We start from the raw sequence: 24,512 nt of genomic DNA, 5'->3' as shown, positions 1-24,512 counted from the left end.
CGAGTGGGTTGACGAATGGGGACAATGGGCGAGCTCGTGGGAGCAGGGGTGGTTTCGCGCGGCGGATGCGTACTCGCCACACCCGCCGCGAAACCGGATCAGGCTGTCGCGGGAGCTGTTTCGGCCTCGGGCCCGGCGGTCTTCGGGGTCGCGACCACGAAGCGGTAGACGACCGCGCCGACAGTGAGGATCACGGCCACCGACAGCGGGCCTGCCCAGAGCTGCCACCAGCTGCCGCCCGCGGGGGTGTAGACCTCCGGGCGGGGCCAAGCCAGGTTGATGACCATGGCGATGCCCCACACCACGGCGAGCGCGTTGATCGGGATGCCCCAGCGACCGAGGTGGAACAGGGTCTTGTCCTCGGGGGCGGGCAAGCCCTGAATGCGGCGCAGCAGCAGCGGCACGGTGACCAGCAGGTAGGCCAGGTACAGGCTGACGATGCAGACGCTGGCCAGGGTGGCGAAGATCGCGGGGTTGCCCAGGTTCAGTACCAGCAGGCCGATGCCGAGAGCGCCGATCACGACGGCGGGCCAGACGGGGGTGCCGAAGCGGGGGTGCACGGTCGAGAGGGCCTCGGCGAAGGGCAGCTTGCCGTCGCGGGCCATCGAGAACATCAGGCGTGAGCCCGCGGTCTGGATCGCCAGGGTGCAGACGATCACCGCGACCGCGACGCAGCCGAGGAGCACCGAGCCCGCCGGGCTGTTCAGCTTCGAGGTGATGACGTAAGCCAGCCCGCCGGTGGACAATTCGCCGTCGGTCAGACTCGGCGCCGCCATCAGCGCGCCCAGCAGCATGAGGCCGCCGCCCAGCGCCGAGACGGCCAGGGCGAGCAGGATGGTGCGCGGCGCGACCTTGCGCGGGTTCTTGGTCTCCTCGGAGAGCTCACCGGCGGAATCGAATCCGACCATCACGTAGGCGGCCATCAGGCCCGAGACCAGGAACGCCGCCCAGTACGGACCGGGGGAGGCCTGGTCGGTCTGGAACACCACATCGGGGCCGCGCTCGGTATTGACGAAGAACAGCGCGATGATCGCCAGCACGCCGACGATCTCGACGGTGACGCCGATCGAATTGATCTTCGACATCAGGTCGATGCCGATCACATTGATGGTGGTGGTGACGACGAGCAGCACGCTGCCGAGCAGGACGGCGTTCATCGCGCCGTCGCGAGAGGTGAGCGCGGTGTCGGTGCCGATGAGCTGGAATCCGCTCCAGATCGAGGGCAGGACCACCTGGAGCGCGATGGCGGCCGCGGCGGCGGTGACGACCTGGGCGATCACCATCATCCAACCGGCGAACCAGCCGATCACCCCGCCCGCCAGGCGACGTGACCACTGATAGATACAGCCGGAGATCGGATACCGGGCGGCGAGCTCGGCGAAGTTCAGCGCGACCAGGAACTGGCCCGCGAACACGAGCGGCCACGTCCAGAAGAAGGCGGCGCCGCCGAACGAATAGCCGAAGCCGAAGAACTGGAAGATCGTGGTGAGGATGGAGACGAACGAGAAACCTGCCGCGAAGGACGCGTAGCGCCCCAGTTTGCGGTGCAGGACCGGTTGATATCCGAAAGCTGCAAGGTCGGCGCTGTCGCGGCCGAGTTCGGCTGGGGCGGCGGGGGATTCGAGGGTCGTGGCCATGTCGGTGTCCTTCAGCGGTGCGGCCAATATCTATCAGTCGATAGTTTTGCGCGCGCGATCGCTCGAACGGTGTCGTGCGTGTATCGACTGCGCGGCCCGCGGTAACTTCTGTGTTGCGTGAGTTTCTGTCAAATGACAGAAATTCGACCGTCCGGCATTCTCGCTGGTGAGCTGCCCCCTTCCGGGCAGGTGGTAGCCCGATGACAGAATCTCCGGTGTGGCGAATCTCGGTCCCGGGCGTCCCCGGCTGGAACAGCGGCGCAGACAGGGAACTACGCCGCGCGCGGAGATCCTCGACGCGGCAGCAGAGCTCTTCACGACCAAGGGGTATGCCAACACCTCGACGCGGGCGGTGGCCGACGCGGTCGGTATCCGCCAGGCATCGCTGTATCACCACTTCGCGGCCAAAGACGACATCCTCGACGCGCTGCTGGCGGAAACCGTGGCGGGGCCGGTCGAATTGGCGCAGCGGATGATGACCGAACCGGACGACGCGGTGACCCAGCTGTACGCGCTGGCGCTGTTCGACGTGCGTCAATTGCGCACGGCGCGCTGGAATCTGGGGGCGCTGTATCTGCTGCCCGAGTTGCGTACCGAACGTTTCGTCGCGTTCCGGCGTCGTCGGGACGAGCTACGTGGGCACTACGAGCGCCTCGCCGCCGAGTCGTCGGCGGCCGCCGGTGAAACCGACGAGGCGCGGATCCTGCCGTTTCGGCTGGTCGAGACGGTGATCGCGATCAGGTATGACGAAGGAGCTGTGGGCGTGGACGCCGAGCGCGTCATCCCGGACGGCGTCGTGCGGATCGTCGGGCACCGCGGTGACATCGGTGCGGTGCGTGCCGCGGCGACCGCGCTACTCACCCGGCTCGACGAACTCGGCGGCAGCCCATCTGCCTGAGGGCCGCCGCCGGATGGCCCGGTCAGCGACTGGTCGGTGGGGCGATCTGCCAGTGCTGGTTGAGGGCACCGGCGATCTCGGGCAGCACGGTGATCGGGATGCGCTTGGCACGCAGCATCTCCCTGATCTCGCTCACCTGCTCGCGCTTGCGCATGTCGTAGGCGCCGGTGACGGGCCGGATCACCGGCGGGATCGACAGCAGCACGAGTTCGTCGGCCGACTCGCCGTCCAGGTCCAACGCCAGCGCCCAACGCGCGTGCTCGTCGAGGGTGAAGCGGCCCGCCACCACGCGGTCCCACAGCACCGTCGACGAGCTGAACGGGGTCCGCGTGTAGATCGCGTGCTCGTGCAGTTCGATCACGTCACGGACGAACAGCGCGACGCCCACCGCGAATCCGCCGACCGCCCCGACCAGCAACCCGGTGACCACCCGGTTCACCCCGAACATCGCCAGGAACAACCCGACGACGCCCGTGGTGACCAGGACTCCGATCAAGCAATAGAACAGGCTCCGCCTGGTGGACACCACACCGGCACGCACGACCGACATGCGGACCTCCCTCTCCAGCTCGCCGGGCCCGATGCTCGCGCCGATCGGCGAATCACGATTCGTGGCTCACCCTAGCGGTGCGCGCCGCCGCGGGTTCACGAGCCGAGCGACACCGCCGCCTCCGAGGTGTCGACGAGGAAGGTGAAGGTCTCCTGGAAGTACAGCTGCACGATCTCGGCGTCGTGACTGAGGTAGCCGATCGACAGGTCCTGACCGAGCGCGAGCTCGAAATCGCCGCCGCGGGTGGTGAGCGCGAAACCGCCGGAAATCGCAGGCGCCCAGATGATCTCGCCCTCGATCAGCCGCTCGATGTGGGTCCGGATCGGGTGACCGTGATCGGAGGTCTCGCTGACCTGGGTGTAGAGCTCGGCGCTGAGCACCACCGAGTACGGGCCCTGCACGCCGGCCAGTCGCAGGCCGGTGAGGGCATGCGAGACGGCATCGGGGATGTCGACGACATTGCTCGGGAGGGCGACGGGTGGGTTCGAGGAGGCCTCGCGGATACCGGTGATGGCCGCCGCGGCGTAGCTCTCGAAGATCGCCCGGTCTTCGGCGAAGGCGATTTTCTGCGCGGCGTCCTTGAGATTGTCGAAATCGGCGTCATCCGCTCCGCGCGCGATGTCGTCGAGTTCGGCGCGCTGCAGGGTGAACGGCACCCGCAGCTCGATCACCGGTTGAATGACGCGCTGACGGGCCTGCACGCCGTCGTCTGGCGAGTCGATCGAGGTGACCCGGCCGAGGTTGTGGGCCGAGAAGTCGAAACCGTGCGGTCCCGACACATCGACCACCCGGCGGCCCGCGATATTGCGCTTGAACGTGCGGGTCGCCTCCTCCTCGATCTGCGACCAGGCTTCGCCGGTGATCGGCGCCAGTTCGCGATGCAGGTTGTTCATTCAGATACTCCTTTTCATCGTGCCGATTGCGAGGGAGCCGTCGGAGCGAGCTTCCGCCGTCGCATTCGCGCGTTCGACGGGGTCGATTTCCGGCAGGGTCGCCGGCTCGATCTCGGTGCCTGCCGCGTCGGGTGCGTCGGGCAGGTCATCGAGGAAATCCACGGTGGGCGTGAAGAAGAGTGTGCCGGTGACGGCGAAGGAGAAGTCGAGGATGCGGTCGTGGGCCGCCTCGCCGGTGCCGAGGAACATCCGCTCGAGCATGCGTTCGGTGACGCTCGGAGTGGCGGCGTAGCCCACGTAGTAGGTGCCGAACTCGCCGGTGCCGACGGTGCCGAACGGCATGTTGGCGCGCACGATCTGGCGTTCGGTGCCGTCGGGGTCGGTGATGGTGTTCACCGCGACATGCGAGTCGGCGGGTTTCACGTCGTCGGGCAGTTCGTAGTCGGCGAGCTTGGTCCGCCCGATCACCCGCTCCTGTTCCTCGATCGACAGCGCATTCCACTGGTCGAGCGGGTGGGTGTACTTCTGCACGATCACGTAGCTACCGCCGGTGAACTCGGGGTCCTCGTCACCGATCAGCGCCGCCGAGACCGCGCCTGGGCCCTCCGGGTTCTCGGTGCCGTCGACGAAGCCGAGCAGGTCGCGCTGTTCGAAATAGCGGAAGCCGACGGTCTCGTCGACAACGGTCGCCGCGCCTTTGAGGCGGGCGCCGATCACCATGGCGAGTTCGAAGCACGGGCCCTGGGTCTCACCCCTGATGTGGAAGAACAGGTCGCCCGGGGTGGCCGGTGCGCTGTGGATCGGACCGTTGTAGCCGGGAAACTCGTGCAGCTCAGCGGGTTTCGGGCCGACGAAGAGCCGGTCCCAGGCCGCGGAACCGATCGAGGTGACGCAGGTCAGTCCTTCGCCGGGTACCCGGAAACCGATCGAACGGCGCAATCCGGAGATGTCTGCCAAGAGGTCACGGACCGCGGATTCGCCACCGGAGTCGATGGTGGCGACAAGGAAGATCGCGGACGGCGTGAGTGGATCGAGGATCGGCTGTGGCTCACCCATGGCGTCCACAGTACGGCTCCGAACCGACAGGTTTGATCAACACCTCGGAGGTGTTGACCAATTCGGGCGATCGACCTGCTATTTCGCGACGGTCAGCAAAAATGTGACGTCGTCGACAGCTTTGACGCTGTGACGGGCGCGCGGCACCACGAGCAGATCGCCCGCCGAACCCTTCCACTCGTCGGTGCCCGCGATCAGCACCAGCGTGCCGGAGAGCACCTGGATGGTGGCGTCACCCGCATTGTCGTGTTCGGCCAGACTCTGACCCTCGGCCAGCGCGACGACCGTCTGGCGCAGCGCATGGGTATGGCCGCCGATGAGGGTTTGCGAACTCCGGCCGCTCGTCGAGGTGGCCGCCAGCTTGAGCTGTTGACGGGCCACCGCGGTCAGCGATTTCTTGTCCATGGGATCGGGCCTTTCGCAGGCTTCTCGCGGGCTGGTCTTCGAAGGAGTATGCCCGACAGCGCCCACGCGTTCGGGCGTTTTGCCGTGACCGTTAGCTGGGTGTTGTCAGTCGCGGGTGTAGCGGCGAATGCGGTAGCGCAGACCGGATTTCGAGGTCAGCCACGGAGTGTCGTCCGCACGCCATTCCGGGCCGATGACCGGGGCGAAGGCATCGCCCGCCACGGTGGTGTCGACCTCGGTGACCAGCAGTGCCGTCGCGAGCGGCAGCGCGGCGCGGTAGATCTCGCCGCCGCCGGCGACCCAGGTGTCGGTCTCGCCGGTCAAGGTCAGTGCATCGGGCACCGAGGCGGCACGTTCGGCGCCTTCTGTAGCCCAATCAGTCTGGCGGGTGACTACGATATTGCGGCGGCCCGACAGCGGACGAAAACTCGCCGGGAGCGAATCCCAGGTCCGTCTGCCCATGATCACTGGGTGGCCCATGGTGGTGTCGCGGAAATTGGCCATGTCCTCGGGCACGCGCCACGGAATCGTGTTGTCGACGCCGATCACACCGTTGTTCGCCTGCGCCCAGATCAGACCGATCATCTTCACACCGCCACCGGCGCCTTGATGCCGGGGTGATGTTTGTAGTCGGACACCTCGATGTCGTCGTAGGCGTAATCGAACAGGCTCGTCGCCGGGCGCAGGTGCAGCGTCGGGAACGGGTAGGGCTCGCGGGTGAGCTGCTCGCGGACCTGGTCGACGTGGTTGTCGTAGATGTGCACGTCGCCGCCGGTCCAGATGAACTCGCCCGGCTCGAGCTCGGTCTGCTGGGCGACCATCAGGGTGAGCAGGGCGTAGCTGGCGATATTGAACGGCACCCCGAGGAACAGGTCGGCGCTGCGCTGGTACAGCTGGCAGGACAGTTTGCCGTCGGCGACATAGAACTGGAAGAACGCGTGGCAGGGGGCAAGGGCCATCTTGTCCAGGTCGGCCACGTTCCAGGCCGAGACGATCATCCGGCGCGAATCGGGATCGGTGCGCAGGGTGTGCAGTACCTGGGCGATCTGGTCGATGTGGGTGCCGTCCGGGGTCGGCCACGAGCGCCACTGCACGCCGTAGACGGGACCGAGCTCACCCTTGGCATCGGCCCATTCGTCCCAGATGGTGACGCCGTGTTCGCGCAGCCAGGAGACATTGGAATCGCCGCGGAGGAACCACAGCAGTTCGTAGGCGATGGACTTCATGTGGACCCGCTTGGTGGTGATCAGCGGGAAGGACTCGGCCAGGTCGTAGCGCAGTTGGTGACCGAAGATGCTGCGGGTTCCGGTACCGGTGCGATCGGCCTTGGGCGTGCCTTGCTCCAGAACGAGCCGGAGCAGATCCTCGTACTGCGTATCAGGGGTGGCCACGTCTCGCGATTCTACGGGGGTGGGCTCGGCCGATCGGCACCTGGCAAGCTCTTCGGCTATGCGCAAGCTCTACGTGATCGGCATCGGTGCCGGAGACCCCGACCAGGTGACGGTGCAGGCGGTCAAGGCCATGCGGAAGGCCGAGGCCTTCTTCGTGATCGGCAAGGGCGCCGAGAAGCAGGAACTCGTCGACGTACGGACCACGATCTTGGCCGAGCACGTGGACACGCCGCATCGGATCATCGAGATCGCCGACCCGCCGCGTGAGCGCACCCCGGCGGACTACGCCGGCGTCGTCGTGGACTGGCACGAGCGGCGCTCCGAGCTCCTCGAAGCCGCGTTCGACCAGGTGGACGGTATCGGCGCCATCCTCGTGTGGGGCGATCCCGCGCTCTACGACAGCACCCTGCGGATGGTCGAGCACGTGCTGGCGCGGGGGCGCGCCGACTTCGACTACGAGGTGATCCCCGGCGTCACCAGCATCGCCGCGCTGGCGGCCCGTCACCGCATGGTGCTGCACCGGATCGGCGAACCCGTCCATGTCACGACCGGGCGCCGACTGCGCGAAGAAGGGCTCGGCCCCGGATCGACCGTGGTGATGCTCGACGGCGAATGCTCGTTCACCGAGGTTCGCGGCGAGGATATCCAGATCTGGTGGGGCGCCTACCTCGGCATGCCGGACGAAACGCTGATCGAGGGAAATCTGCGCCAGGTCGAGCGCGATATCGTGGCCCGCCGCGCGCAACTGCGCGCGGAAAAGGGCTGGATCATGGACGTTTATCTGCTCCGCGCCGGCTGACGGATCCCGCGCCGATCCGCGAGAGATCGCTAAACTGGCAACCGTGCCCGAGCTGCCGGAAATAGAGGCGTTGGCGCAGTTCCTTCGGGACCATGCCGTCGGCGCTGTGGTCGGCCGTGTGGACGTGGCGGCCCTGAGCGCGGTGAAGACCTTCGATCCGCCGGTGACCGCGTTGTCCGGCCGCGATGTCACCGGTGCCGGGCGGTGGGGGAAATTCCTCGGAATGGATTGTGGCGGACTGTGGTTGATCACCCACCTGTCGCGCGGAGGGTGGTTGCGCTGGGTCGATGAGCCGAATCCGCTACCACCGAAGCCGGGTGGAAAGAGCCCGCTGGCGCTGCGCGTGCATTTCTTCACGCCAGAAGGCGCCACGCCCGCGATCGATCTGACCGAGGCGGGCACCAAGAAACGGCTGGCGGTGTATGTCGTCGAGGACCCGCACATGGTGCCGGGCATCGCGCGGCTCGGGCCGGACGCGCTCGGACTGACCGAGGACGAATTCGCCGCGCTGCTGAAAAGCACCTCGCAGCGGATCAAGACCGCGATCGTGGATCAGACCCTGATCGCCGGAATCGGCAACGCCTATTCCGACGAGATCCTGCACACCGCGAAGATCTCCCCGTTCGCGAACACCAAAACGATGTCGGCGGACAAAGTTTCGCAGTTGTACACCGCGATGCGCACAGTCCTGCTCGACGCGGTCGATCGGTCGGTGGGCCAGGACGCGGCCCGGTTGAAGGGCGAGAAGCGTTCGGGCATGCGGGTTCACGCCAGAACCGGACAGCCGTGCCCCGTGTGCGGGGACACCGTGCGCGAGGTGTCCTACGCCGAGCGTTCGTTCCAGTACTGCGCCACCTGCCAGACCGGCGGCAAGGTGCTCGCCGACCGGCGGATGTCGCGGCTGCTCAAATAGTCTTCTCGCGCCAGGTTTCCAGCAGTCGGAGCCAGAATTCGCTGACGGCGGGGAAGGCGGGCACCGCGTTCCACAGTGTGTCCAGCGGCACCTGTCCGACCACCGCGATGGTCGCCGCGTGCAGCTGCTCGCCCATGTCGGGGCCGACGAAGGTGGCGCCGAGAATGCGGTCGGCCGCGGTGTCGACGACGAGCTTGGCGCGGCCGTGGAAGTCGTCGCGCGAAAGCGCGGAACCCGCGACGGCGATATCGAGCTCGACCGTGTCCACCGCGTATCCGGCGGTGCGCGCCTCGTGTTCGGTGAGACCGACGGACGCGAGTTCCGGTGCGGTGTAGACGACTTGGGGCACCTGCTGATGGTCGGCGCTGGCGGTGAACCGAGTGCCGTTCAGTGCCCTGCCCTCGGCGCGGGCGGCGATCACATCACCGCACACTCTGGCCTGATACTTGCCCATATGCGTCAGTGCCACACGGTGATTCACGTCGCCGACGGCGTAGAGCCACTCGCCGGGAACCTCGCGCGCGGTGAGCTGGTCGTCGACCTCGATGTATCCCGCGGGCAGCCCCACCGTGTCGAGGCCGAGACTCGAGGTGGCGGGAGTGCGGCCGGTGGCGACGACGAATTCGTCGACCTCCAGTTCGCCGTCGGCGAGCACCACGGTGACCGGACCGCCGTGGATACGGCCCACACCGGTGTCTTCGGGATCGCGGCGCGAGACCAGCAGCGGTTCGGTATGGAACCGCACCGTGACGACACCGGTGTCGCGCAAGCCCCGCAGGACCAGTTCCGAGGCGAACGGCTCGCTGCGTGGCAGCAGGCGGTCGCCCCGGACCAGCAGGGTCACCTCCTCGGCGCCGAGTTCGGCCAGCCAGGTCGCCGTTTCGCAGGCGACGACACCGCCCCCGATGATGGCGACCCGGCGCGGGACGACGGTCAGGTTGGTGGCGTCACGGGAGGTCCACGGCAGGGCCTCGCGCACGCCCTGGATGTCCGGAATGGTGGCCGTGGTGCCGGTCGCGACGACCACCGCGTGCCGGGCGCGCAAGACCTTGACGCCGTCGTCGGTAGCGACTTCGACGAGTCGTTCGCCGATCAGGCGACCCGCGCCGCGGACGGGATCGACGCCTGCCGATTTCGCCCACTCGACCTGGGAGCTGTCGTCGTGGTTGTGCACGAAGCCGTTGCGGCGGGCGAGCACGTCGGCCACCTGCGGGCCGCTCGCGCTCACTCCCGGCATCGACTTGCCGAGGCCGAGTACGGCGCCGGGGCGCAGCAGCGCCTTGCTGGGGATGCATGCCCAGTAGCTGCACTCGCCGCCGTACAGCTCCCGCTCGACGAGAGCGGCGGTGCGGTCGCTGCCCGCGATGGCGTAGGCGGCGGCGTTCTCGCCCGCCGGTCCCGCGCCGATGACGATGACGTCGTATTCGGCCTCGGTCACTGCAGGTAGCCCTCGACCTCACGGGGGGAACGCAGCCCGGTGTCCTCGGGAGATTCCCCGGAGCCGGTGCGAGCACGTCTCTGCCGCAACAGATCCCAGGCCTGATCGAGCATCACTTCCAGCTCGGCCAACTGCTTGCGTTCGGCTACCGGGTCGATCTCGCCCGCGGTGGCCTTGGCTCGCAGCGCGTGCTCGTCGTCGACCAGCTGCTTGATCCGCGCCAGAATGTCCTGATCGGTCATGTGCTCACCTCTTCGATAGTCGCCAGGGGTAGTGCCGGTTCCTGGTCCATGCTACGACCGCGAAGGGTCGACTATCCGTTCGATGCTTCGGCGAGGCAGTCGGCCGCGACGGGCATGGCGCGGGCGAGGTCGGCGCTGGTGAGGGCGGTGTAGCCGATGGCGACGCCGAAATGGTGCGGTTCGGCGAGGTGGTGGCGAGCCAGGCCGTCGAGCAGGACGCCGCGAGCGCGGGCGGCGTCGACGGCGTGGCGTTCGGCGTCGGGGCCGGGGAGTTCGACGACTACGTGCGAGCCCGCGTCGTCACCGATGACGGGTAGGCCGTGGCGCGCGAGTTCGTCGACGACCACGGCGCGTCGGGGCGGCACGACCCGGCGCAGTCGGCGCAGGTGCCGGGACAGGTCGCCGTGGCGGGCGAATTCGCTGAGGATCCGTTGCCCGGCCGGGCTCGGGGAACTGCCGATCTCGGCGCGATGGGCGAGGACGGCGTCGGCGATGTCGGGACGGGCGACCAGCCAGCCGACGCCGAGGGTGGTGGCGATGATCTTGCTGGTGGTGCCGAGATGTACCACGACGTCGGGTGCCATCGCAGCCAACAGCGGCAGCGGAGCTGTGTCGTAGCGCAATTCGCCGTCGTAATCGTCTTCGATGATGAAAGTTCCGGTTCTTCTGGCGCATTCGATGAGCTCGACCCGGCGGGCCGCGGGCATCATCGCACCGAGCGGGAACTGGTGTGCCGGTGTGCAATACACCGCGCGAACACCGTCCGGGATCAGGTCGACGCGCAAACCGTCGGCGTCCACGGGCACCGGGAGCGCCTCGACGCCCGCGGCTCGCAGCGCGCCGACGGCCCGCAGGTAGCCGGGATCCTCGATGGCGACCCGATCGCCGGGACGAAGCAGCGCGGCCGCCAGCTCACCCACCGCCGCGCTCGTACCCGCGGTGGCCATGACCACCGATCCGGCCCCGGCGGCCAGCCCGCGATGGCGCAGGAGGTGATCGGCGACCGCCGCGAGGAAGTCCGGTTCGCCCGCGCGGTTCTTGCGGGCCTCGGGCGCCTGATCGCCTGCCGCGCGCCAGGCACGGCGCCACGCGGCGGAGTCGACCGCTTCGGCGCACGGTGCGCCGGGGCCGAGATCGAGCAGGCCCGCGTCGGGATCGGGGCCGTGGTCGGTCTCGGCGCTCGGCGGGGCGGTGGCCGGAGCGGTGCTCAAGTAGGTGCCGGAGCCGTGCCTGCCGGTGAGCCAGCCTTCCGCGTGCAACTGGTCGTAGGCACCCGCCACCACGGCCCGGCTCACTCCGAGTCGCTGTGCCAGTGCGCGCGAAGACGGCAAACGGTCGCCGACGCGCAGTACCCGGCCGGTCGCCGCGGCGCGCAGGGCGTCGGCCACCTGCACCGAGAGCGGCTCGGAGGCAGTTCGGTCGAGGGGAATCGGAAGGTCGTCGAGCATCGTCCACCTCGAATTGGCCTGTTGAAATTCGGTTGGATTGGACCTACACATGGTCCACTTCTTCGGCGAAGCTCATCATATGAGCACGCACGACGTCCACCGCAACCCGCTGTCGCCGACCCCGCGCACCACGCTGACCCGCGCCAAGGAGCGCGGCGTCACCGATCGCGCCGCACTCGACGACGTACTCGACGCGGGTCTCCTCTGCCACCTCGGTGTGCTGCTCGGCGGGTCGCCGGTGGTGCTGCCCACCATCTACGGACGCGTCGGTGACACCGTCTACCTGCACGGATCCACCGGGGCAGGCAATCTGCGCGCCGCGATCGACACCGATATCTCGCTCACCGTGACCCATGTCGACGGGCTGGTGTACGCCCGCTCGGCCATGCACTTCTCGATGAACTACCGCAGCGCGGTGATCCGGGGCAGGGCGGTGCTGGTCACCGACGAGGCCGAGCGCGACAACGCCCTCCGGGTGATTGTCGAGCACGCCGCGCCCGGCGCCTGGGATCGGGTGCGGCCGCCCAACCGCAAGGAGCTGGCGGCGACGATGGTGCTGGCGCTCGACCTCACCGAGGCCTCGGTGAAGGTGCGCACGGGCGGGCCGAACGACGACGAGTGCGACATCGCGGCCGGTGGCGTGTGGGTCGGTGTGCTGCCGTTGCGACAGGTCTGGGGCGAGCCGATCCCGGCCGACAACCTCGAGTCGGGCATCGACGTGCCCGCCGATGTCGCCGACCGGGTGACATCGATCGACGTGCCGGTTCCCTAATTCCCCGCCGCGCCGAGCGCCATCAGGTCCTTGGCCGAGACCTCGGGCAGGTAGGCCTTCGTCAGCGCGATGCCGATTCGGGGCAGGTCCGCCTCGTCGCGGTAGCACAGGTACACCGGCTCGTGGCGGGGCTGGAACTTGGCTTTGAACGAATGCAGCGACCGGAAGCCGTAATACGGTTCCATCGCGGCGCCGAGCCCTTCGAGCAGACGATCGATCGGTTCGGCGCCCTCGGTGCTCGCGCTGCGCGCCAGCGGTGCGCCCGACAGCGAAACGATCTCGGCGCCTTCTTCTTTGAACTCTTGGCACGCCGAGGCGATGAGGAATTCCACGACCGGCCGGAAGCCGTCGGGGCGCCTGCGCATCACGTCGAGGGTCCAACCGCGGATCTCGTCGCCGGGGCCGTAGACGGGCAGCCAGGAGGTGACGCCGTGCACGCTGCCCTGGCTGTCGATCGCCAGCCCCACCCGCACGGCCGGATCCATGGCTTCCTCCACCCCGCCGAGCGTGAATCCCATTTCCGGCAGACCTTTTTCGCCCACCCATTCCTCGGAGATCGCGCGCACCTGGGCGATCACCGCGAACGGTTGATCACCCAATTCGACGAGACGGAACTCGATGCCCTCCTTGGTCGCCCGGTTGATCGCCGACCGGATGTCCTGCCACGCTTTGCCTTTGAACTCGAGCTCGGGCAGGTCGACGATGGTGTCCTCGGCGATCTGCACGCTGCGCCACCCGAGCTCGCCCGCGATGTCCGCGACGGCCTCGGTGGTGGAGAACAGACACGGAACCAAACCGTGGTTCTCGCAGGTGTCGGTAAAGGCGGCGATGGTGTCCGGAAGGAGTTCTTCGGGACCGATCGGGTCGGTGAGCGCGATGACGGTGCCCGCGTGGCGTTGGTAGGCGACGCACCGTTCACCGTCGTCGGCGAACCAGTATTTGTTCTCCGGCCACGTGGTCATCCACGACATGGTGCTGCCGCCGTAGCGGGCGAGCAGGGTGCGCACCGCGTCGCCGGGATCGGCGCCGGTGAGCGCACCGTCGGAGATCCTGCGCCGGACCGGTACACGGAACGCGCCGCGGCCGCCGTAGAGCAGCGCCACCTCACCCGCCCACAGCAGGGCGGTGCCGACGGTCACCGCGCCGGTGGTCTCGTAGTCGGTGCCGATGGCCACGCCGAGCAGCACCAGGGTGAGCACCACATGCAGCAGGCCGTAGCCGAGGGTGACCCACCACGCCCAGTGTCTGCCCTTGCGGAGCTGATCGGCGACCAGCGCGATCACCACGACCGTGACGATCGTGCTCCACAGCGAACCGCGTTCGTTCTCGGTGGGGCCGAGCAGGCTGTTGGCGGGGAAGAAATACACCGCCACCGAGGCCGCGGCGATCACCATCGATCCGGCGAAGGCCAGCATGCGCACCTCGCGTCGGGTGCGTGGCCAGAAGCCGTGTTCGGTTCGGCTGAAGAGCTTTTCGCCCGCGGGCAGCCACACGGCGACCGCGATGAGGTGCATGAGATCGGCGAAGGTCGATTCGAACAGGAAGGTGATCGCCACATGTGCCATCAGCAGGGCGCGCACCCGTAGACGCCACGGCGAACGCAGGGTCGCCGAGACCGCGGCCACCGCCGAGATCGCCGCCGTGGTGAACCCGACATCGCGCACCTCGGAAAGCCGGTCGGCCCAACCGAGATGGGTGTGTGCCAGCAGCCCGACCGTCACCGACGCGCCGAGGACCCCGATCAACTGACCCGACAGGCAGACGAGGGCGGTGCGCACGGTGCCGAGCCGCCACTCCGCCCAGCCGATCGCGGCCGCTGAAAAGAGTGCCATGCAGAGGTATTGGACGGGGGTGAGCCCGAAGAACCAGCCGGACAGCGGCGTCCACCACCGGCCCTCGGTGAGCGCGAGCCAGCCGTAGGCGACGTCGGGGTACCAGGAACGCTGATCGAGCCTGCGCCAGAGGCCGCCGGTGGCGAGACCGAGAATCAGGACCGCCACGAGGAAGCCGAGCGTGAACGGCACCCGGCGGATCACGGTGTGCGCCAGGGCGACGCCGCGCGAAGGAGCCGGTTCGGTGGCAGTCGCGTCGTCGTCCATGGAACCACCCTTTGCTGCGAGTGCGCCGCACCGGCGCGGTGACGTCTTCTGTGTACCGTATGTCATCGCGGTGGTACCGGGACCGCGATGCGTGCGCTAGGGCGGTCGAGGTGGCATCTGTGGAGGTCAGCGATGACGCGAATCACCGATCTGTCGTTGCTCACCGGATGGCTGCCGGTGGCGTTGACTGTGTTGGGCGCCGTGGGTGCGGTGTGGTTGCTGTTTCCTCGCGTACGGCGGTATGTCACGACGACCATGCCGATCGTTTTGCTGTCCGCCGTGGTGCTCACCGTGGCGATGTACCTGTTCGTCGAAGAGGTATGGCGGCCGTTTCCCGATCCGGTGGCCGTCTCGGTGTACGTGCTGATCGGGATCGCGGTGGCCGCGGTGCTGCTGGTGCTGCCACGGATTCTGGTGCACCGGAGTGTGGGGACCGTGCTGGTGACGGTGCTCGCAGCCGGTGTCGTGCTGGTCGCGGTGGGAGTGCGGATCAACCTGGTGTACGCGTCGTATCCGACGGTGGGCGCGGCGCTCGGGGTGGAGGAGGTCGATCGGGTCGAGGCCGGTGAACTGACCCGGAGCGAGCGGGTGATCAGCGCGCGTCCGCTCGAGCCCGCGTGGCGAGCACCCGACGGCTTGCCCGACGGCGGGCGGATGCTGACCGCGACCGTACCGCCGACAGCGTCCGGATTCTCCGCGCGCGAGGCTCAGATCTATTTGCCGCCCGCCTATTTCGCGGACCCGCGTCCCCTGCTGCCGGTCCTGGTGTTGCTCGCCGGTGAGCCGGGCGCGCCGCAGGACTGGTTCGTCGGTGGGAAGTTGGCCGCGACCATGGATTCCTTCGCCCGTGCGCACGACGGCCTCGCGCCGGTGGTGGTGGTGGCCGACGGGACCGGCTCCCAGCTGGCCAACCCGCTGTGTCTGGACTCCGCGCTCGGCAAGGTCGCCACCTACCTGGCCGTCGACGTGCCCGCATGGACGAAGGCGAATCTGCAGATCGATCCGGATCCGCGCTCCTGGGCGGTGGGTGGTCTGTCCTATGGCGGCACCTGTGCACTGCAACTGGCCACCAACTATCCGGAGGTCTATCCCACCTTCCTGGATATCTCCGGTCAGGACGAGCCCACGCTGGGCGACCGGCAGCGCACCGTGGACGCCGCGTTCGGTGGGGATACCGCGGCGCTGCTGCGGGTCAATCCGCTCGATCTGCTGCGATCGCGGACCTATCCGGATTCCGCGGGCGCGTTCGTGGTCGGCGCCGAGGACGAGATGTATCGGCCGCAGGTGGAGCGGATGTATCAGGCGGCGAAAGACGCGGGGATGGACGTGCGGTTGCGGATTCTGCCCGGCGGCCACAACTTCGCGCTGTGGGCGTCCGGACTGCGCGATCAGCTGCCGTGGTTGGCCACCCGGCTCGGCCTGACACCCTGATCGGTGTCGGATTCCGTCAGGGTTCCCGGAGTACAGTCGACCGCATGTCCGAGGCGAAAACCCCAGGTACGGACGCCGGTAGCGCAGCAGGAGCGCTCACCGAGGAACAAATCTCCGACGCCGCGCTCGCCGTTCTCGACGCGGGCGGTAGGCGGGCTCTGTCCGTCGGGGCGGTGGCGCAGCGGCTCGCGGTCGACGCGGCCGCGGTGCGTGCTCGCGTGGGCAACTCGGACGGACTCGAACGCGCCGTCATCGAACGAGTCCTGTCGTCGGTGGCGCTCGGGCCGCTCACCGACGACGGCGTGGAGTGGACCGCGGCGGTGGTCCAGTTCGCGCTCAGTGTGCGCGGTCGGCTGTTCGATCACCCCGCGGTGCCGGAGTTGATCATGTCGGGCCCCATGGACAGCCCGTCGGCGGACGGGCCCGCGGCACGCGAGATGACCGAATCGCTGTTCGTCTGCCTCGCTCGCGGCGGACTACCGGCGCCCATCCGCGCGCACGGGGTCTACGCGGTGATCGTGTACGTGCTCGGCTCGGTCGCCCTCGACGTGGCCGAAACCGACGGAAAGCCGCCGCTGCCAGGCGAATCCGAGCGAATCGCGACCCGCCGCGCGGCCCTCCACGACCTGGATCCGACCCGCTGGCCGCGCACCGCGGCGCACCTCGAGGAGATCGCCGCCTGGACCTCCGTCGATCAGTTCGTCTGGGGGCTTCGTGTACTGCTCGTCGGGATGACGGCGACCTGACGGACGAACGCGCCGCGGCCGAGCAGCGCCGCGAAGGCCGGCAGCCGAACGTTCCACAACACGTAGCCGACGAAGTTGACGACGTCGGCGGGCTCGATGCCGAGCGCCGGCCGCGCTCTGCCGCGCAGACGCGATGACGGCGTAGAATTCCGAAGATCAGTTCGTGTGGGGGTTGGGTGCCCTGCTCGCCGGGATGGCCGCCGACTGACTACCAGTAGTGCGGGTGCAATCCCACTGCCGCACAGGACCTGTCGATGGCATCGAGCAGTGCGTCGTTGTCCGCGGCGAGGCTGACGAGGGCGAGTGTGTAGGTATCGCCGAGGTGGGAGAGGTAGCCCGCGAGTCGGGTGCGGGGGAACGTGGTGATGTCGGGGTGGATCGCGCGCGCGGCTACTCGGGTGCAGTTGTGCGGCCCGACTTTTCGCACGGCTTCGGGGAGGGTGCCGATGTTGGAGCACAGGATGTCTCGCTCGCCCGCGCCCTTGCTGAGGGTGTAGGCCCAGCGGTCGGGGATCACCTGGAGGATCTCCTCGGGAAGGCTTGCGGGGCTCGACATTCGGCGCTGATACGCGGCCTTGGCCTTGTCGCGGATCGTCGCGGGGGAGTCGGTGCGCCAGATCGCGATCTCGGTCATCGCGAGGTCGTTGTCGACGCGTGGTTCGTCGCGGGTGTCCACGGGCAGGCTCGCGATGATCGTCGGATCGGTGAATCCGATGTGCCACAGAATATTCGCGGTCAGATGGATGAACAGGCTGTTCGCGGTTCCGTCGGCAGCTGCCGCGGTGGCGTCCCAGTGGTCTGCGTCGAAGGTGAGCAGGGTGCTGTGGACGGCGCGATCGGCGGACGTGTCGGGGGTGCTGGTCGCGGGTGGCCGCGGAATGCCTCGGCGCAGCGCTTGTGCGGTGCCGCTGACGATGGTGGTCCATTGGGTGCGCGCGTCGGCCCAGTCCGAAGGCGTTGTGCGCAGGCGCTTCCCGCCGTGCGGCGGACCCTGCTCGGCTGCCGGTGCCGTGTGGGTGGAATCGGCGGCTCCGAGGGCGACGGTGATGGCGTGGATCAGGCCACGGGCGTCGGCGAGTGCGTGCGAACACGTCACGGCCACCACGGTTCCGCCGTCGTCCAGGCGCGCGGCCGACAGACGCCATCCCGGGGTGTACTCCGGGTCGAGATCGGTGCCGAGGGTATCGGCCCAGGGCAGGATCGCGTTCTCGGCGAGTGGTCCCACGCTCCGGGAGGTGAGGTCGTCGCCGTCGTCCGGGCTGATCGGTGTTGTCGGCCAATCTGCTTCGGACGTCCCGGTGGCGTTCGGGAGGAGGTCGAGAGCGTGGGCTCCGGCGTTGGGCTGCCAGGCTCGGCGGGCACCCGGGACTCGCGGGTTGACGACTCTGCGACCCAACCGTCCGCGACGTAAGTGGTCGTGAATCGCTTGCAGCAGGGCGGGTTCCATCGCGTCGGTGGTGCGCCAGAGCCCCTGGAGCGCGATGGGGGTGCCCATGCCGCGGTGGGTGCGCAGGAAGATCTCGTCGACGACCGTGAGACGGTCCATCAGCGGCGGTCTGCGCTACCGTGCCTGCCCTCACCCGCGGCGAAGCGGGCGGCGCCGTCGAGCGCACCGCCGGTCAGGGCGGTCAGGCCGTGCCGGAATTCGACGCGCAGCGCCTCTTCCTCGGTGTGGCCGTACTGGTCGTACAGGGCGGCGCGGTCGGTGCGCAGACATGTTTGGGGCAGCGCCGCGAGCTGGGCGGCCAGCTCCTCGGCGACGCGGCGGGCATCGCCGGTGGGCACGACCCGGGTGACCAGGCCCATCTGGAGCGCTTCGGGCGCGCTCACCGGGCGGCCGGTGAGGATCATGTCGAGTGCGCGACCTTCGCCGACGATGCGCGGCAGGCGCACGGTGCCGCCGTCGATCAGCGGGACGCCCCAGCGGCGGCAGAAGACACCGAACGTGGCGTCCTGCTCGGCAATGCGCAGATCGCACCACAGGGCCAGTTCGAGCCCGCCCGCCACGGCGTACCCGGAGACCGCCGCGATCACCGGCTTGGACAGGCGCAGTCGGGTCGGTCCCATCGGACCGTCACCGTCCTCGGCGGCGTGATTGCTGTTCTCGGTGCCGAGGGCTTTGAGATCGGCGCCGGAGCAGAAGGTGCCGTTCTCGCCCCACAGCACGGCCACCGAGGCGGCGGGGTCGGCGTCGAACGCGCGGAAGGCCTCCGCCAACGCGCGAGCGGTCGGGCCGTCCACCGCGTTGCGGGCCTGTGGGCGATCCAGGATCACCGTCGTGACCGGGCCTGCGTGCTCGACGCGCACGGGGGGCGGAGCCGGCTGACCGGTCGATGGTTCCATTCCTCGACCATACGGCCAGTCCGCCCTTGTGTGAAGAGGTGAATTAGTGGTTCACTTCTTCACATGGTGTACCGCAGGACCCCGGCCGTGCAGGCCCGGCTCGACGCGCAACGAGCGCTGATCGTGCAGGGCGCCACCGGCGTGCTCTCGCGTGACGGGTTCGCCGGACTGTCGATGGCCGCGGTCGCCGCCGAGGCGGGAATCGCTACCGGCACCGTGTACAAGCAGTTCGAGAACAAGGCCGAACTGGTAGCGGCGGTGTTCGAGACGGTGGTCGCCCGCGAGGTCGACGCGGTGCGAGCCGCGGTGGCCGCCGGTGACGTGGTCGGGCGGGTCACCGCCGCTGTGGAGACCTTCGCCGGGCGTGCGCTGAAGAATCCGAAGCTGGCCTACGTTCTGCTGGCCGAGCCCGTCGACCCCGCTGTCGACGCGCAGCGGCTGGAATTCCGGCGTGCGTTCGCCGCGTCGTTCGAGACCGCCATCGCACACGGCGTCGCCGAGGGCCGTTTGCCCGCACAGGACCCGAGCCTCACCGCCGCCGCCCTTGTCGGCGCGATCGGCGAGGTCCTCGTCGGGCCGTTGGCGGCGGCTCCGCACGCCGAGACCGTCATCCCCGAATTGGTCGCTTTCGCCGTGCGCGCGCTCGGTGCGCGCCCGGAAACGTTGTAGTCGAAGGAGTTGCAGGACATGCCGACCCACGAAGTGTTCAACCAGGCGCCACCGCTGATCCCCTTCGACGGCGCGCGCAACCCCGCGCTGCTGGAAGGACTGCACCGCGAAGGGGCAGGCTGGGCCGAAGCGGAAGTGCGCGAACTCGGTGCGCTGGCAGGCGGTTTCGAGGCGCAGGAGTGGGGCAGGCTGGCCAACGAGTACCCACCGGTGCTGCACACCCACGACCGGTGGGGCAATCGGGTCGACGAGGTGGAATTCCACCCGCACTGGCACGACCTGATGAAAGTCGCGGTGACGCACGGCCTGCACGGTTCGCCGTGGCTGGACGCGCGGCCGGGCGCGCACACCGCTCGCGCCGCCAAATTCTTCACCTGGGGCGCCGCGGACGCCGGGCACATGTGTCCGATCTCGATGACCTACGCGGTGGTGCCCGCGTTACGCCACAATCCCGAACTGGCCGCCCGCTTCGAGCCGCTACTCGGTTCACGCACCTACGATTTCGGCTTGCGCGAGCCGTCGTCCAAGGCCGGGCTCATCGCGGGCATGTCGATGACGGAGAAGCAGGGCGGCTCGGACGTCCGGGCCAACACCACCACCGCCACGCCACAACTCGATGGGTCGTACCGCGTCGTCGGGCACAAGTGGTTCACCTCGGCGCCCATGTCGGACATGTTCTTGACCCTCGCCCAGGCGCCCGGCGGCCTGTCGTGTTTCCTGTTGCCGCGTGTGCTGCCCGACGGCACCCGCAACCCCATCCGCATCCAGCGACTGAAAGACAAGCTGGGCAACAAGTCCAACGCGTCCTCGGAGATCGAGTACGAGAACGCCACCGGCTGGCTCGTCGGCGCCGAGGGAGCGGGCGTGAAGACGATCATCGAGATGGTCAACATGACCCGCCTCGACTGCGTGATCGGCTCGGCCACCGGCATGCGGCTCGGCGCGGTGACCGCGATTCATCACGCCAGGCATCGAGAAGCCTTCGGCGCCAAGCTGATCGACCAGCCCGCCATGCGCAATGTGCTCGCCGACCTCGTCGTCGAATCCGATGCCGCGACCACGGTGATGATGCGACTGGCCGGCGCCACCGATCGCGCGGGCAGCGACCCGGCCGAAGCGGCGCTGCGCCGGATCGCGCTCGCCATCACCAAATACTGGGTCTGCAAGCGTGCTCCCGCCCACGCCGCCGAGGCACTGGAATGTCTCGGCGGCAACGGATATGCCGAGGAATCGGGGATGCCGCGGCTGTACCGCGAGGCGCCGCTCATGTCGATCTGGGAGGGTTCGGGCAATGTGGCGGCGCTGGACGCGCTGCGCGCCATGGGACGTCAGCCCGAGACGGTCGAGGCGTACTTCGCCGAGGTCGGTCTCGCCCGCGGTGCCGATGCGCGTCTCGACGACGCGATCGACCGCGTCGGCAAGGAACTCACCGACCTGTCCGACATCGAATATCGCGCTCGACGCGTCGTGGAACTGATGGCGCTGGTCCTGCAGGGCGCGCAGTTGGTGCGGCACGGACATCCCGCTGTCGCGGATGCCTTCTGCGCGACGCGCCTCGGCGGCGACTGGGGCATCGCGTTCGGCACCCTGCCGGTCGGCGCGGATACCGGCGCGATCCTCGAACGCGGATTCGTCGACGTGCGCTGAGCCCGCTGAGCTCACCGACATCCGATGCGCTCGTCGGTAGGGTACCCAGGTGACCTGGGCGAGTGGGGTGCTGTCGGTGAGCGAACTGGCTCAACGGATTCCGAGACGCCGTGAGCGGTTCCTGCTCGGGATCGCCGGGCCGCCCGGCGCCGGGAAGTCGACGCTGGCGCAGCGGCTGTGCGCCGAGTCGATCGTGTCGGGGCGGCCCGCCGTGGTAGCGCCGATGGACGGCTACCACCTGCGAAACGAGGTGCTGCGGGCGCGCAACGCCCTGGCGCGCAAGGGTGAGCCGGATACCTTCGACGCGGCCGGGTTCGTCGCGGATCTGCGGTCGCTGCGGGAAACGCCGGTCGGAGAGCCGGTGCCATGGCCGCTGTTCGATCGCACGATCGACGAGCCGACCGACGCCGGCGTGGTCGTGTGTGACGAGCGGGTGGTCATCGTCGAAGGTAACTACCTGCTGCTGACCGAGGCCGAGGCGCCGGGTTGGGCTGAGGTCCGCGTGCTGCTCGACGCGTGCTGGTACCTGGACGCGCCGCGTGGAGTGCTCACCGAACGACTCATGGACCGCCACACCGCAGGCGGGCGAACACCGGATCAGGCGCGGGAGAAGGTGACGGGGAGCGATCTGCGCAACGCCGATCTCATCGCGGCGAGTAGGAGCCGCGCTGACCACGTGTTGACTGCGGTGGGGCCGGGCTACCGCGTGGCCTGATCCGTTCGAACCGGCTGCCCCGACCTACTCGTCGGCGCGGGTGCGCGGAAATAGGCGGCCGCGGGGCAATCATGGAGTGATGACGCGAGGTCGGCGGTTCCCCGGGCATGCGATGCGCAACGGTGCGGCGGCGTTGTGCGCGGTGCTGCTGTACTACAGCGTGCCGGTGGGCTGGATATTCGAGCTCGACTCGTGGCCGGGGCGGTTGCTCGGGGTGTGTCTGTTCCTGGCCGGGGTCGCGGGACTCGCCTGGCTGGTCTGGCGGCGGATCGAGAACTACCTCAGGGCGCCGACCGCAACGGGTGCGCAGGTCGACGGATTGCTGCTGCTGGTGTGCATCGTCGGTGTGGTGTTCGCGCTGTTCTACTACCGCTTGCAGGAACTTCACCCAGATCAATTCGTCGGGCTCGAAACCCGCACCGACGCGCTGTATTACACGCTCGTCACCCTCGGCACTGTCGGCTACGGCGATGTGCACGCCATCGGTCAGGCAGCGCGCGTCGCGACGATGGTGCAGATCGTGTTCGACCTGGTGGTGCTCGGCACCCTGCTCACCATCATCACTACCAGCGTGACCGGCCGGGTCCAAGCCGCGACTCGTGCCGCGCGGGAAGCGCGTGAAGTCAGCGGCGGTGCGTCCGATACCACTCGATGAGCTCGTCGGTCGACGAATCGCCCACCGAATCCGGCTTTTCCGGCCCGCTGAGCAACGGCATCAGGGCCAGCGCCTGCTGCTTGCCCAGTTCGACGCCCCACTGATCGAAGCTGTCGACGCCCCAGATGATGCCCTCGACGAACACCTGGTGCTCGTAGAGCGCGATCAGTTGCCCCAGCGCCGACGGCGTGAGCTCCGCCGCCAGGATCGTGGTGCTCGGCCGGTTGCCCGGCATCACCTTGTGCGGCACCAGCTCCGGGTCGGTGCCCTCGGCCCGGATCTCCTCGGCGGTCTTGCCGAAGGCCAGCACCTTCGACTGCGCGAACAGGTTGCTCATCAGGATGTCCTGCATGCTGCCGGTGCCGTCGCGGGTCGGCAGGTCGTCGGTGGACCTGGCGAAGCCGAGGAAGTCGGCGGGGATCAGGCGGGTGCCCTGATGCAGGAGTTGGTAGAAGGCGTGCTGGCCGTTGGTACCCGGCTCGCCCCAGAAGATCTCGCCGGTCGACGAGGTCACCGGGGTGCCGTCGGCGCGCACCGACTTACCGTTGGACTCCATCGTCAATTGCTGCAGATAGGCGGGGAATCGACCCATGTCGTTCGAATAGGGCAGCACCACACGGGATTCGGCGCCGAAGAAATTCGAGTACCAGATTCCGAGCATCGCCAGCAGCACCGGCGCGTTCTCTTCCAGCGGCGCGGTCGCGAAATGCTTGTCTATGGCGTGCATTCCGCTGAGGAACTCCGCGAACTTCTCCTTGCCGATGGTCACCATCACCGAAAGGCCGATCGCCGAATCCACCGAGTAGCGGCCGCCGACCCAATCCCAGAAACCGAACATATTCGCGGTGTCGATTCCGAAGGCGGCCACCCGTTCCGCGTTCGTCGATACCGCGACGAAATGCTTGGAGACCGCTTCCTCGCCCAGCGCGGCGACCAGCCAGCGGCGCGCCGCGGTGGCATTGGTGAGGGTTTCCAGCGTCGAGAAGGTCTTCGACGCGACGACGAACAGGGTGGTCGCCGGGTCGAGTCCGGCGAGCTTGGCGACCAGATCGGCGGGGTCGACGTTGGAGACGAAACGGGCGGCGATGCCCGCGTCGACATAGTGGCGCAGCGCGCGATACACCATGTCGGGCCCCAGATCCGAGCCGCCGATGCCGATATTGACGATGGTCTCGATGCGTTTTCCGGTCGCGCCGACCCACGCGCCCGCGCGCACCGAATCGGCGAATTCGCCCATCCGGCGCAGGACGTCGTGCACCTCGGCGTCGGCGTCGGTGCCGTCGATGTAGAGCTGGTCGCCGACCGGCAGGCGCAGGGCGATATGGCCCACCGCGCGGTCTTCGGAGGTGTTGATGTGCTGACCCGAGTACATCGCGTCGCGGCGTTGCGGCACACCGGCCGTGTGCGCGAGATCGATGAGCAGGCGCAGGGTTTCGCGAGTCACGCGATGCTTGCTGTAGTCGATGTGCAGGTCGGCCACCTGCAGCGTCAGCTCGCGGCCACGTGCCGGGTCATCGGCGAACAGCTGCCGTAGATGCATCGGCGCAACGGTGCGGTGATTGCCGTGCAGTGCCTGCCAGGCCGCCGACGCGGTGATGTCGCTGCTGCTCACGACCCGAGGGTACCGCGTCATCGGCGCGCTGGCGCGCGGGTGTCCGCGGCCCTGAGGGGCCGCCGGTCAGGCACCGTTGCTTGCTCCTACGTCGCCTACGCAACGGCGCCTGACCGGCGACCCGGCCGCGGACCGGCCACTGCGTGGCCGCCG

24 protein-coding genes are annotated in these 24,512 nt (G+C 68.5%); 10 read left to right on the top strand and 14 right to left on the bottom strand.

All coding sequences use genetic code 11. The annotated features are described in order from the left end of the window. Nucleotides 1-98: 98 nt before the first annotated feature. Nucleotides 99-1,637, bottom strand: coding sequence for an amino acid permease (locus tag QX204_RS28685; protein WP_301903626.1), 1,539 nt, complete (start codon nt 1,635-1,637; stop codon nt 99-101). A gap of 217 nt (nt 1,638-1,854) precedes the next feature. Here QX204_RS28685 and QX204_RS28680 point away from each other — a divergent pair, with 217 nt between their 5' ends. Continuing rightward, complete coding sequence (locus tag QX204_RS28680) at nt 1,855-2,535, top strand: TetR/AcrR family transcriptional regulator (protein WP_301903625.1); 681 nt, start codon at nt 1,855-1,857, stop codon at nt 2,533-2,535. Between the two features lie 22 nt (nt 2,536-2,557). Here QX204_RS28680 and QX204_RS28675 read toward each other — a convergent pair whose 3' ends face one another. From QX204_RS28675 to QX204_RS28650, 6 genes are all read right to left on the bottom strand, one after another. Further along, nucleotides 2,558-3,085, bottom strand: a complete 528-nt coding sequence (locus QX204_RS28675) for a hypothetical protein (protein WP_301903624.1) — start codon at nt 3,083-3,085, stop codon at nt 2,558-2,560. Nucleotides 3,086-3,180: 95 nt separating this feature from the next. Beyond that, entirely contained in the window at nt 3,181-3,978 is a 798-nt protein-coding gene (locus QX204_RS28670; protein WP_301903623.1) for a family 1 encapsulin nanocompartment shell protein, read from the bottom strand. Continuing rightward, complete coding sequence (locus QX204_RS28665) at nt 3,979-5,034, bottom strand: Dyp-type peroxidase (protein WP_301903622.1); 1,056 nt, start codon at nt 5,032-5,034, stop codon at nt 3,979-3,981. A gap of 78 nt (nt 5,035-5,112) precedes the next feature. Then, nucleotides 5,113-5,439: a cupin domain-containing protein gene (locus QX204_RS28660; RefSeq protein WP_301903621.1), complete on the bottom strand. Its 327-nt coding sequence runs from the start codon at nt 5,437-5,439 to the stop codon at nt 5,113-5,115. Between the two features lie 105 nt (nt 5,440-5,544). Then, on the bottom strand, nt 5,545-6,024 hold the full coding sequence (locus QX204_RS28655) for a dihydrofolate reductase (RefSeq protein WP_301903620.1): 480 nt from the start codon (nt 6,022-6,024) through the stop codon (nt 5,545-5,547). Between the two features lie 2 nt (nt 6,025-6,026). Next, on the bottom strand, nt 6,027-6,830 hold the full coding sequence (locus QX204_RS28650) for a thymidylate synthase (protein WP_301903619.1): 804 nt from the start codon (nt 6,828-6,830) through the stop codon (nt 6,027-6,029). Between the two features lie 58 nt (nt 6,831-6,888). Between QX204_RS28650 and cobF the strand changes: the two genes are divergently transcribed. Continuing rightward, nucleotides 6,889-7,629, top strand: coding sequence for a precorrin-6A synthase (deacetylating) (gene cobF, locus QX204_RS28645; RefSeq protein WP_301903618.1), 741 nt, complete (start codon nt 6,889-6,891; stop codon nt 7,627-7,629). A gap of 43 nt (nt 7,630-7,672) precedes the next feature. Next, nucleotides 7,673-8,542 carry an Fpg/Nei family DNA glycosylase gene (locus QX204_RS28640; protein ID WP_301903617.1) on the top strand — a complete coding sequence of 290 codons (870 nt, stop codon included), beginning with the start codon at nt 7,673-7,675 and terminating at the stop codon, nt 8,540-8,542. On the opposite strand, the gene QX204_RS28635 is transcribed toward QX204_RS28640, so the two are convergent. The 3 genes from QX204_RS28635 to QX204_RS28625 form a co-directional block, all read right to left on the bottom strand. Further along, a complete protein-coding gene (locus tag QX204_RS28635) occupies nt 8,535-9,980 on the bottom strand; it encodes a dihydrolipoyl dehydrogenase family protein (RefSeq protein WP_301903616.1) in 1,446 nt (481 codons plus the stop codon). The genes QX204_RS28640 and QX204_RS28635 overlap by 8 nt on opposite strands. Further along, nucleotides 9,977-10,222 (bottom strand): DUF2630 family protein, encoded by a 246-nt coding sequence (locus QX204_RS28630; RefSeq protein WP_301903615.1) that lies wholly within the window; start codon nt 10,220-10,222, stop codon nt 9,977-9,979. Before QX204_RS28630 ends, QX204_RS28635 begins: the two co-directional genes overlap by 4 nt. Nucleotides 10,223-10,293: 71 nt before the next feature. Next, a complete protein-coding gene (locus tag QX204_RS28625; protein ID WP_301903614.1) occupies nt 10,294-11,670 on the bottom strand; it encodes a MocR-like pyridoxine biosynthesis transcription factor PdxR in 1,377 nt (458 codons plus the stop codon). Nucleotides 11,671-11,749: 79 nt separating this feature from the next. Here QX204_RS28625 and QX204_RS28620 point away from each other — a divergent pair, with 79 nt between their 5' ends. Then, nucleotides 11,750-12,442, top strand: a complete 693-nt coding sequence (locus tag QX204_RS28620) for a pyridoxamine 5'-phosphate oxidase family protein (protein ID WP_301903613.1) — start codon at nt 11,750-11,752, stop codon at nt 12,440-12,442. Here QX204_RS28620 and QX204_RS28615 read toward each other — a convergent pair. Next, nucleotides 12,439-14,541, bottom strand: a complete 2,103-nt coding sequence (locus QX204_RS28615; protein WP_301903612.1) for an MprF family protein — start codon at nt 14,539-14,541, stop codon at nt 12,439-12,441. The genes QX204_RS28620 and QX204_RS28615 overlap by 4 nt on opposite strands. 132 nt (nt 14,542-14,673) lie before the next feature. Here QX204_RS28615 and QX204_RS28610 point away from each other — a divergent pair, with 132 nt between their 5' ends. Continuing rightward, complete coding sequence (locus QX204_RS28610; RefSeq protein ID WP_301903611.1) at nt 14,674-15,972, top strand: alpha/beta hydrolase; 1,299 nt, start codon at nt 14,674-14,676, stop codon at nt 15,970-15,972. A gap of 44 nt (nt 15,973-16,016) precedes the next feature. Then, nucleotides 16,017-16,718 (top strand): TetR/AcrR family transcriptional regulator C-terminal domain-containing protein, encoded by a 702-nt coding sequence (locus QX204_RS28605; protein WP_301903610.1) that lies wholly within the window; start codon nt 16,017-16,019, stop codon nt 16,716-16,718. A 208-nt stretch (nt 16,719-16,926) separates the two neighbouring features. On the opposite strand, the gene QX204_RS28600 is transcribed toward QX204_RS28605, so the two are convergent. Continuing rightward, complete coding sequence (locus QX204_RS28600) at nt 16,927-18,264, bottom strand: hypothetical protein (RefSeq protein ID WP_301903609.1); 1,338 nt, start codon at nt 18,262-18,264, stop codon at nt 16,927-16,929. Then, on the bottom strand, nt 18,264-19,061 hold the full coding sequence (locus tag QX204_RS28595) for a crotonase/enoyl-CoA hydratase family protein (RefSeq protein ID WP_301903608.1): 798 nt from the start codon (nt 19,059-19,061) through the stop codon (nt 18,264-18,266). Before QX204_RS28595 ends, QX204_RS28600 begins: the two co-directional genes overlap by 1 nt. 63 nt (nt 19,062-19,124) lie before the next feature. Here QX204_RS28595 and QX204_RS28590 point away from each other — a divergent pair, with 63 nt between their 5' ends. From QX204_RS28590 to QX204_RS28575, 4 genes are all read left to right on the top strand, one after another. Further along, nucleotides 19,125-19,730: a TetR/AcrR family transcriptional regulator gene (locus QX204_RS28590; RefSeq protein ID WP_056814038.1), complete on the top strand. Its 606-nt coding sequence runs from the start codon at nt 19,125-19,127 to the stop codon at nt 19,728-19,730. A gap of 18 nt (nt 19,731-19,748) precedes the next feature. Further along, entirely contained in the window at nt 19,749-21,377 is a 1,629-nt protein-coding gene (locus QX204_RS28585) for an acyl-CoA dehydrogenase family protein (RefSeq protein WP_301903607.1), read from the top strand. 49 nt (nt 21,378-21,426) lie between these two features. Continuing rightward, complete coding sequence (locus tag QX204_RS28580) at nt 21,427-22,092, top strand: nucleoside/nucleotide kinase family protein (RefSeq protein ID WP_301903606.1); 666 nt, start codon at nt 21,427-21,429, stop codon at nt 22,090-22,092. Between the two features lie 79 nt (nt 22,093-22,171). Next, complete coding sequence (locus tag QX204_RS28575) at nt 22,172-22,747, top strand: potassium channel family protein (RefSeq protein ID WP_301903605.1); 576 nt, start codon at nt 22,172-22,174, stop codon at nt 22,745-22,747. On the opposite strand, the gene pgi is transcribed toward QX204_RS28575, so the two are convergent. Then, nucleotides 22,716-24,359 (bottom strand): glucose-6-phosphate isomerase, encoded by a 1,644-nt coding sequence (pgi, locus tag QX204_RS28570; protein WP_301903604.1) that lies wholly within the window; start codon nt 24,357-24,359, stop codon nt 22,716-22,718. The two genes, QX204_RS28575 and pgi, sit on opposite strands and share 32 nt — an antisense overlap. Nucleotides 24,360-24,512: the final 153 nt, after the last annotated feature.

Origin of the sequence: Nocardia sp. PE-7 (assembly GCF_030486425.1) — a bacterium.
Taxonomy (GTDB): Bacteria; Actinomycetota; Actinomycetes; order Mycobacteriales; family Mycobacteriaceae; genus Nocardia; species Nocardia salmonicida_A.
The sequence above is the reverse complement of the archived record's forward strand: the minus strand, read 5'-3'. Positions and strand labels throughout refer to the sequence as shown.

Coding starts and splice junctions, on each gene's coding strand:
- QX204_RS28575 (WP_301903605.1), top strand. CDS start 22,172: ATGACGCGAGGTCGGCGGTTCCCCGGGCATGCGATGCGCAACGGTGCG.
- QX204_RS28670 (WP_301903623.1), bottom strand. CDS start 3,978: ATGAACAACCTGCATCGCGAACTGGCGCCGATCACCGGCGAAGCCTGG.
- QX204_RS28600 (WP_301903609.1), bottom strand. CDS start 18,264: ATGGACCGTCTCACGGTCGTCGACGAGATCTTCCTGCGCACCCACCGC.
- QX204_RS28610 (WP_301903611.1), top strand. CDS start 14,674: ATGACGCGAATCACCGATCTGTCGTTGCTCACCGGATGGCTGCCGGTG.
- QX204_RS28685 (WP_301903626.1), bottom strand. CDS start 1,637: ATGGCCACGACCCTCGAATCCCCCGCCGCCCCAGCCGAACTCGGCCGC.
- QX204_RS28675 (WP_301903624.1), bottom strand. CDS start 3,085: ATGTCGGTCGTGCGTGCCGGTGTGGTGTCCACCAGGCGGAGCCTGTTC.
- QX204_RS28615 (WP_301903612.1), bottom strand. CDS start 14,541: ATGGACGACGACGCGACTGCCACCGAACCGGCTCCTTCGCGCGGCGTC.
- QX204_RS28595 (WP_301903608.1), bottom strand. CDS start 19,061: ATGGAACCATCGACCGGTCAGCCGGCTCCGCCCCCCGTGCGCGTCGAG.
- cobF (WP_301903618.1), top strand. CDS start 6,889: ATGCGCAAGCTCTACGTGATCGGCATCGGTGCCGGAGACCCCGACCAG.
- QX204_RS28665 (WP_301903622.1), bottom strand. CDS start 5,034: ATGGGTGAGCCACAGCCGATCCTCGATCCACTCACGCCGTCCGCGATC.
- QX204_RS28590 (WP_056814038.1), top strand. CDS start 19,125: ATGGTGTACCGCAGGACCCCGGCCGTGCAGGCCCGGCTCGACGCGCAA.
- QX204_RS28585 (WP_301903607.1), top strand. CDS start 19,749: ATGCCGACCCACGAAGTGTTCAACCAGGCGCCACCGCTGATCCCCTTC.
- QX204_RS28655 (WP_301903620.1), bottom strand. CDS start 6,024: ATGATCGGTCTGATCTGGGCGCAGGCGAACAACGGTGTGATCGGCGTC.
- QX204_RS28620 (WP_301903613.1), top strand. CDS start 11,750: ATGAGCACGCACGACGTCCACCGCAACCCGCTGTCGCCGACCCCGCGC.
- QX204_RS28660 (WP_301903621.1), bottom strand. CDS start 5,439: ATGGACAAGAAATCGCTGACCGCGGTGGCCCGTCAACAGCTCAAGCTG.
- QX204_RS28625 (WP_301903614.1), bottom strand. CDS start 11,670: ATGCTCGACGACCTTCCGATTCCCCTCGACCGAACTGCCTCCGAGCCG.
- QX204_RS28630 (WP_301903615.1), bottom strand. CDS start 10,222: ATGACCGATCAGGACATTCTGGCGCGGATCAAGCAGCTGGTCGACGAC.
- QX204_RS28605 (WP_301903610.1), top strand. CDS start 16,017: ATGTCCGAGGCGAAAACCCCAGGTACGGACGCCGGTAGCGCAGCAGGA.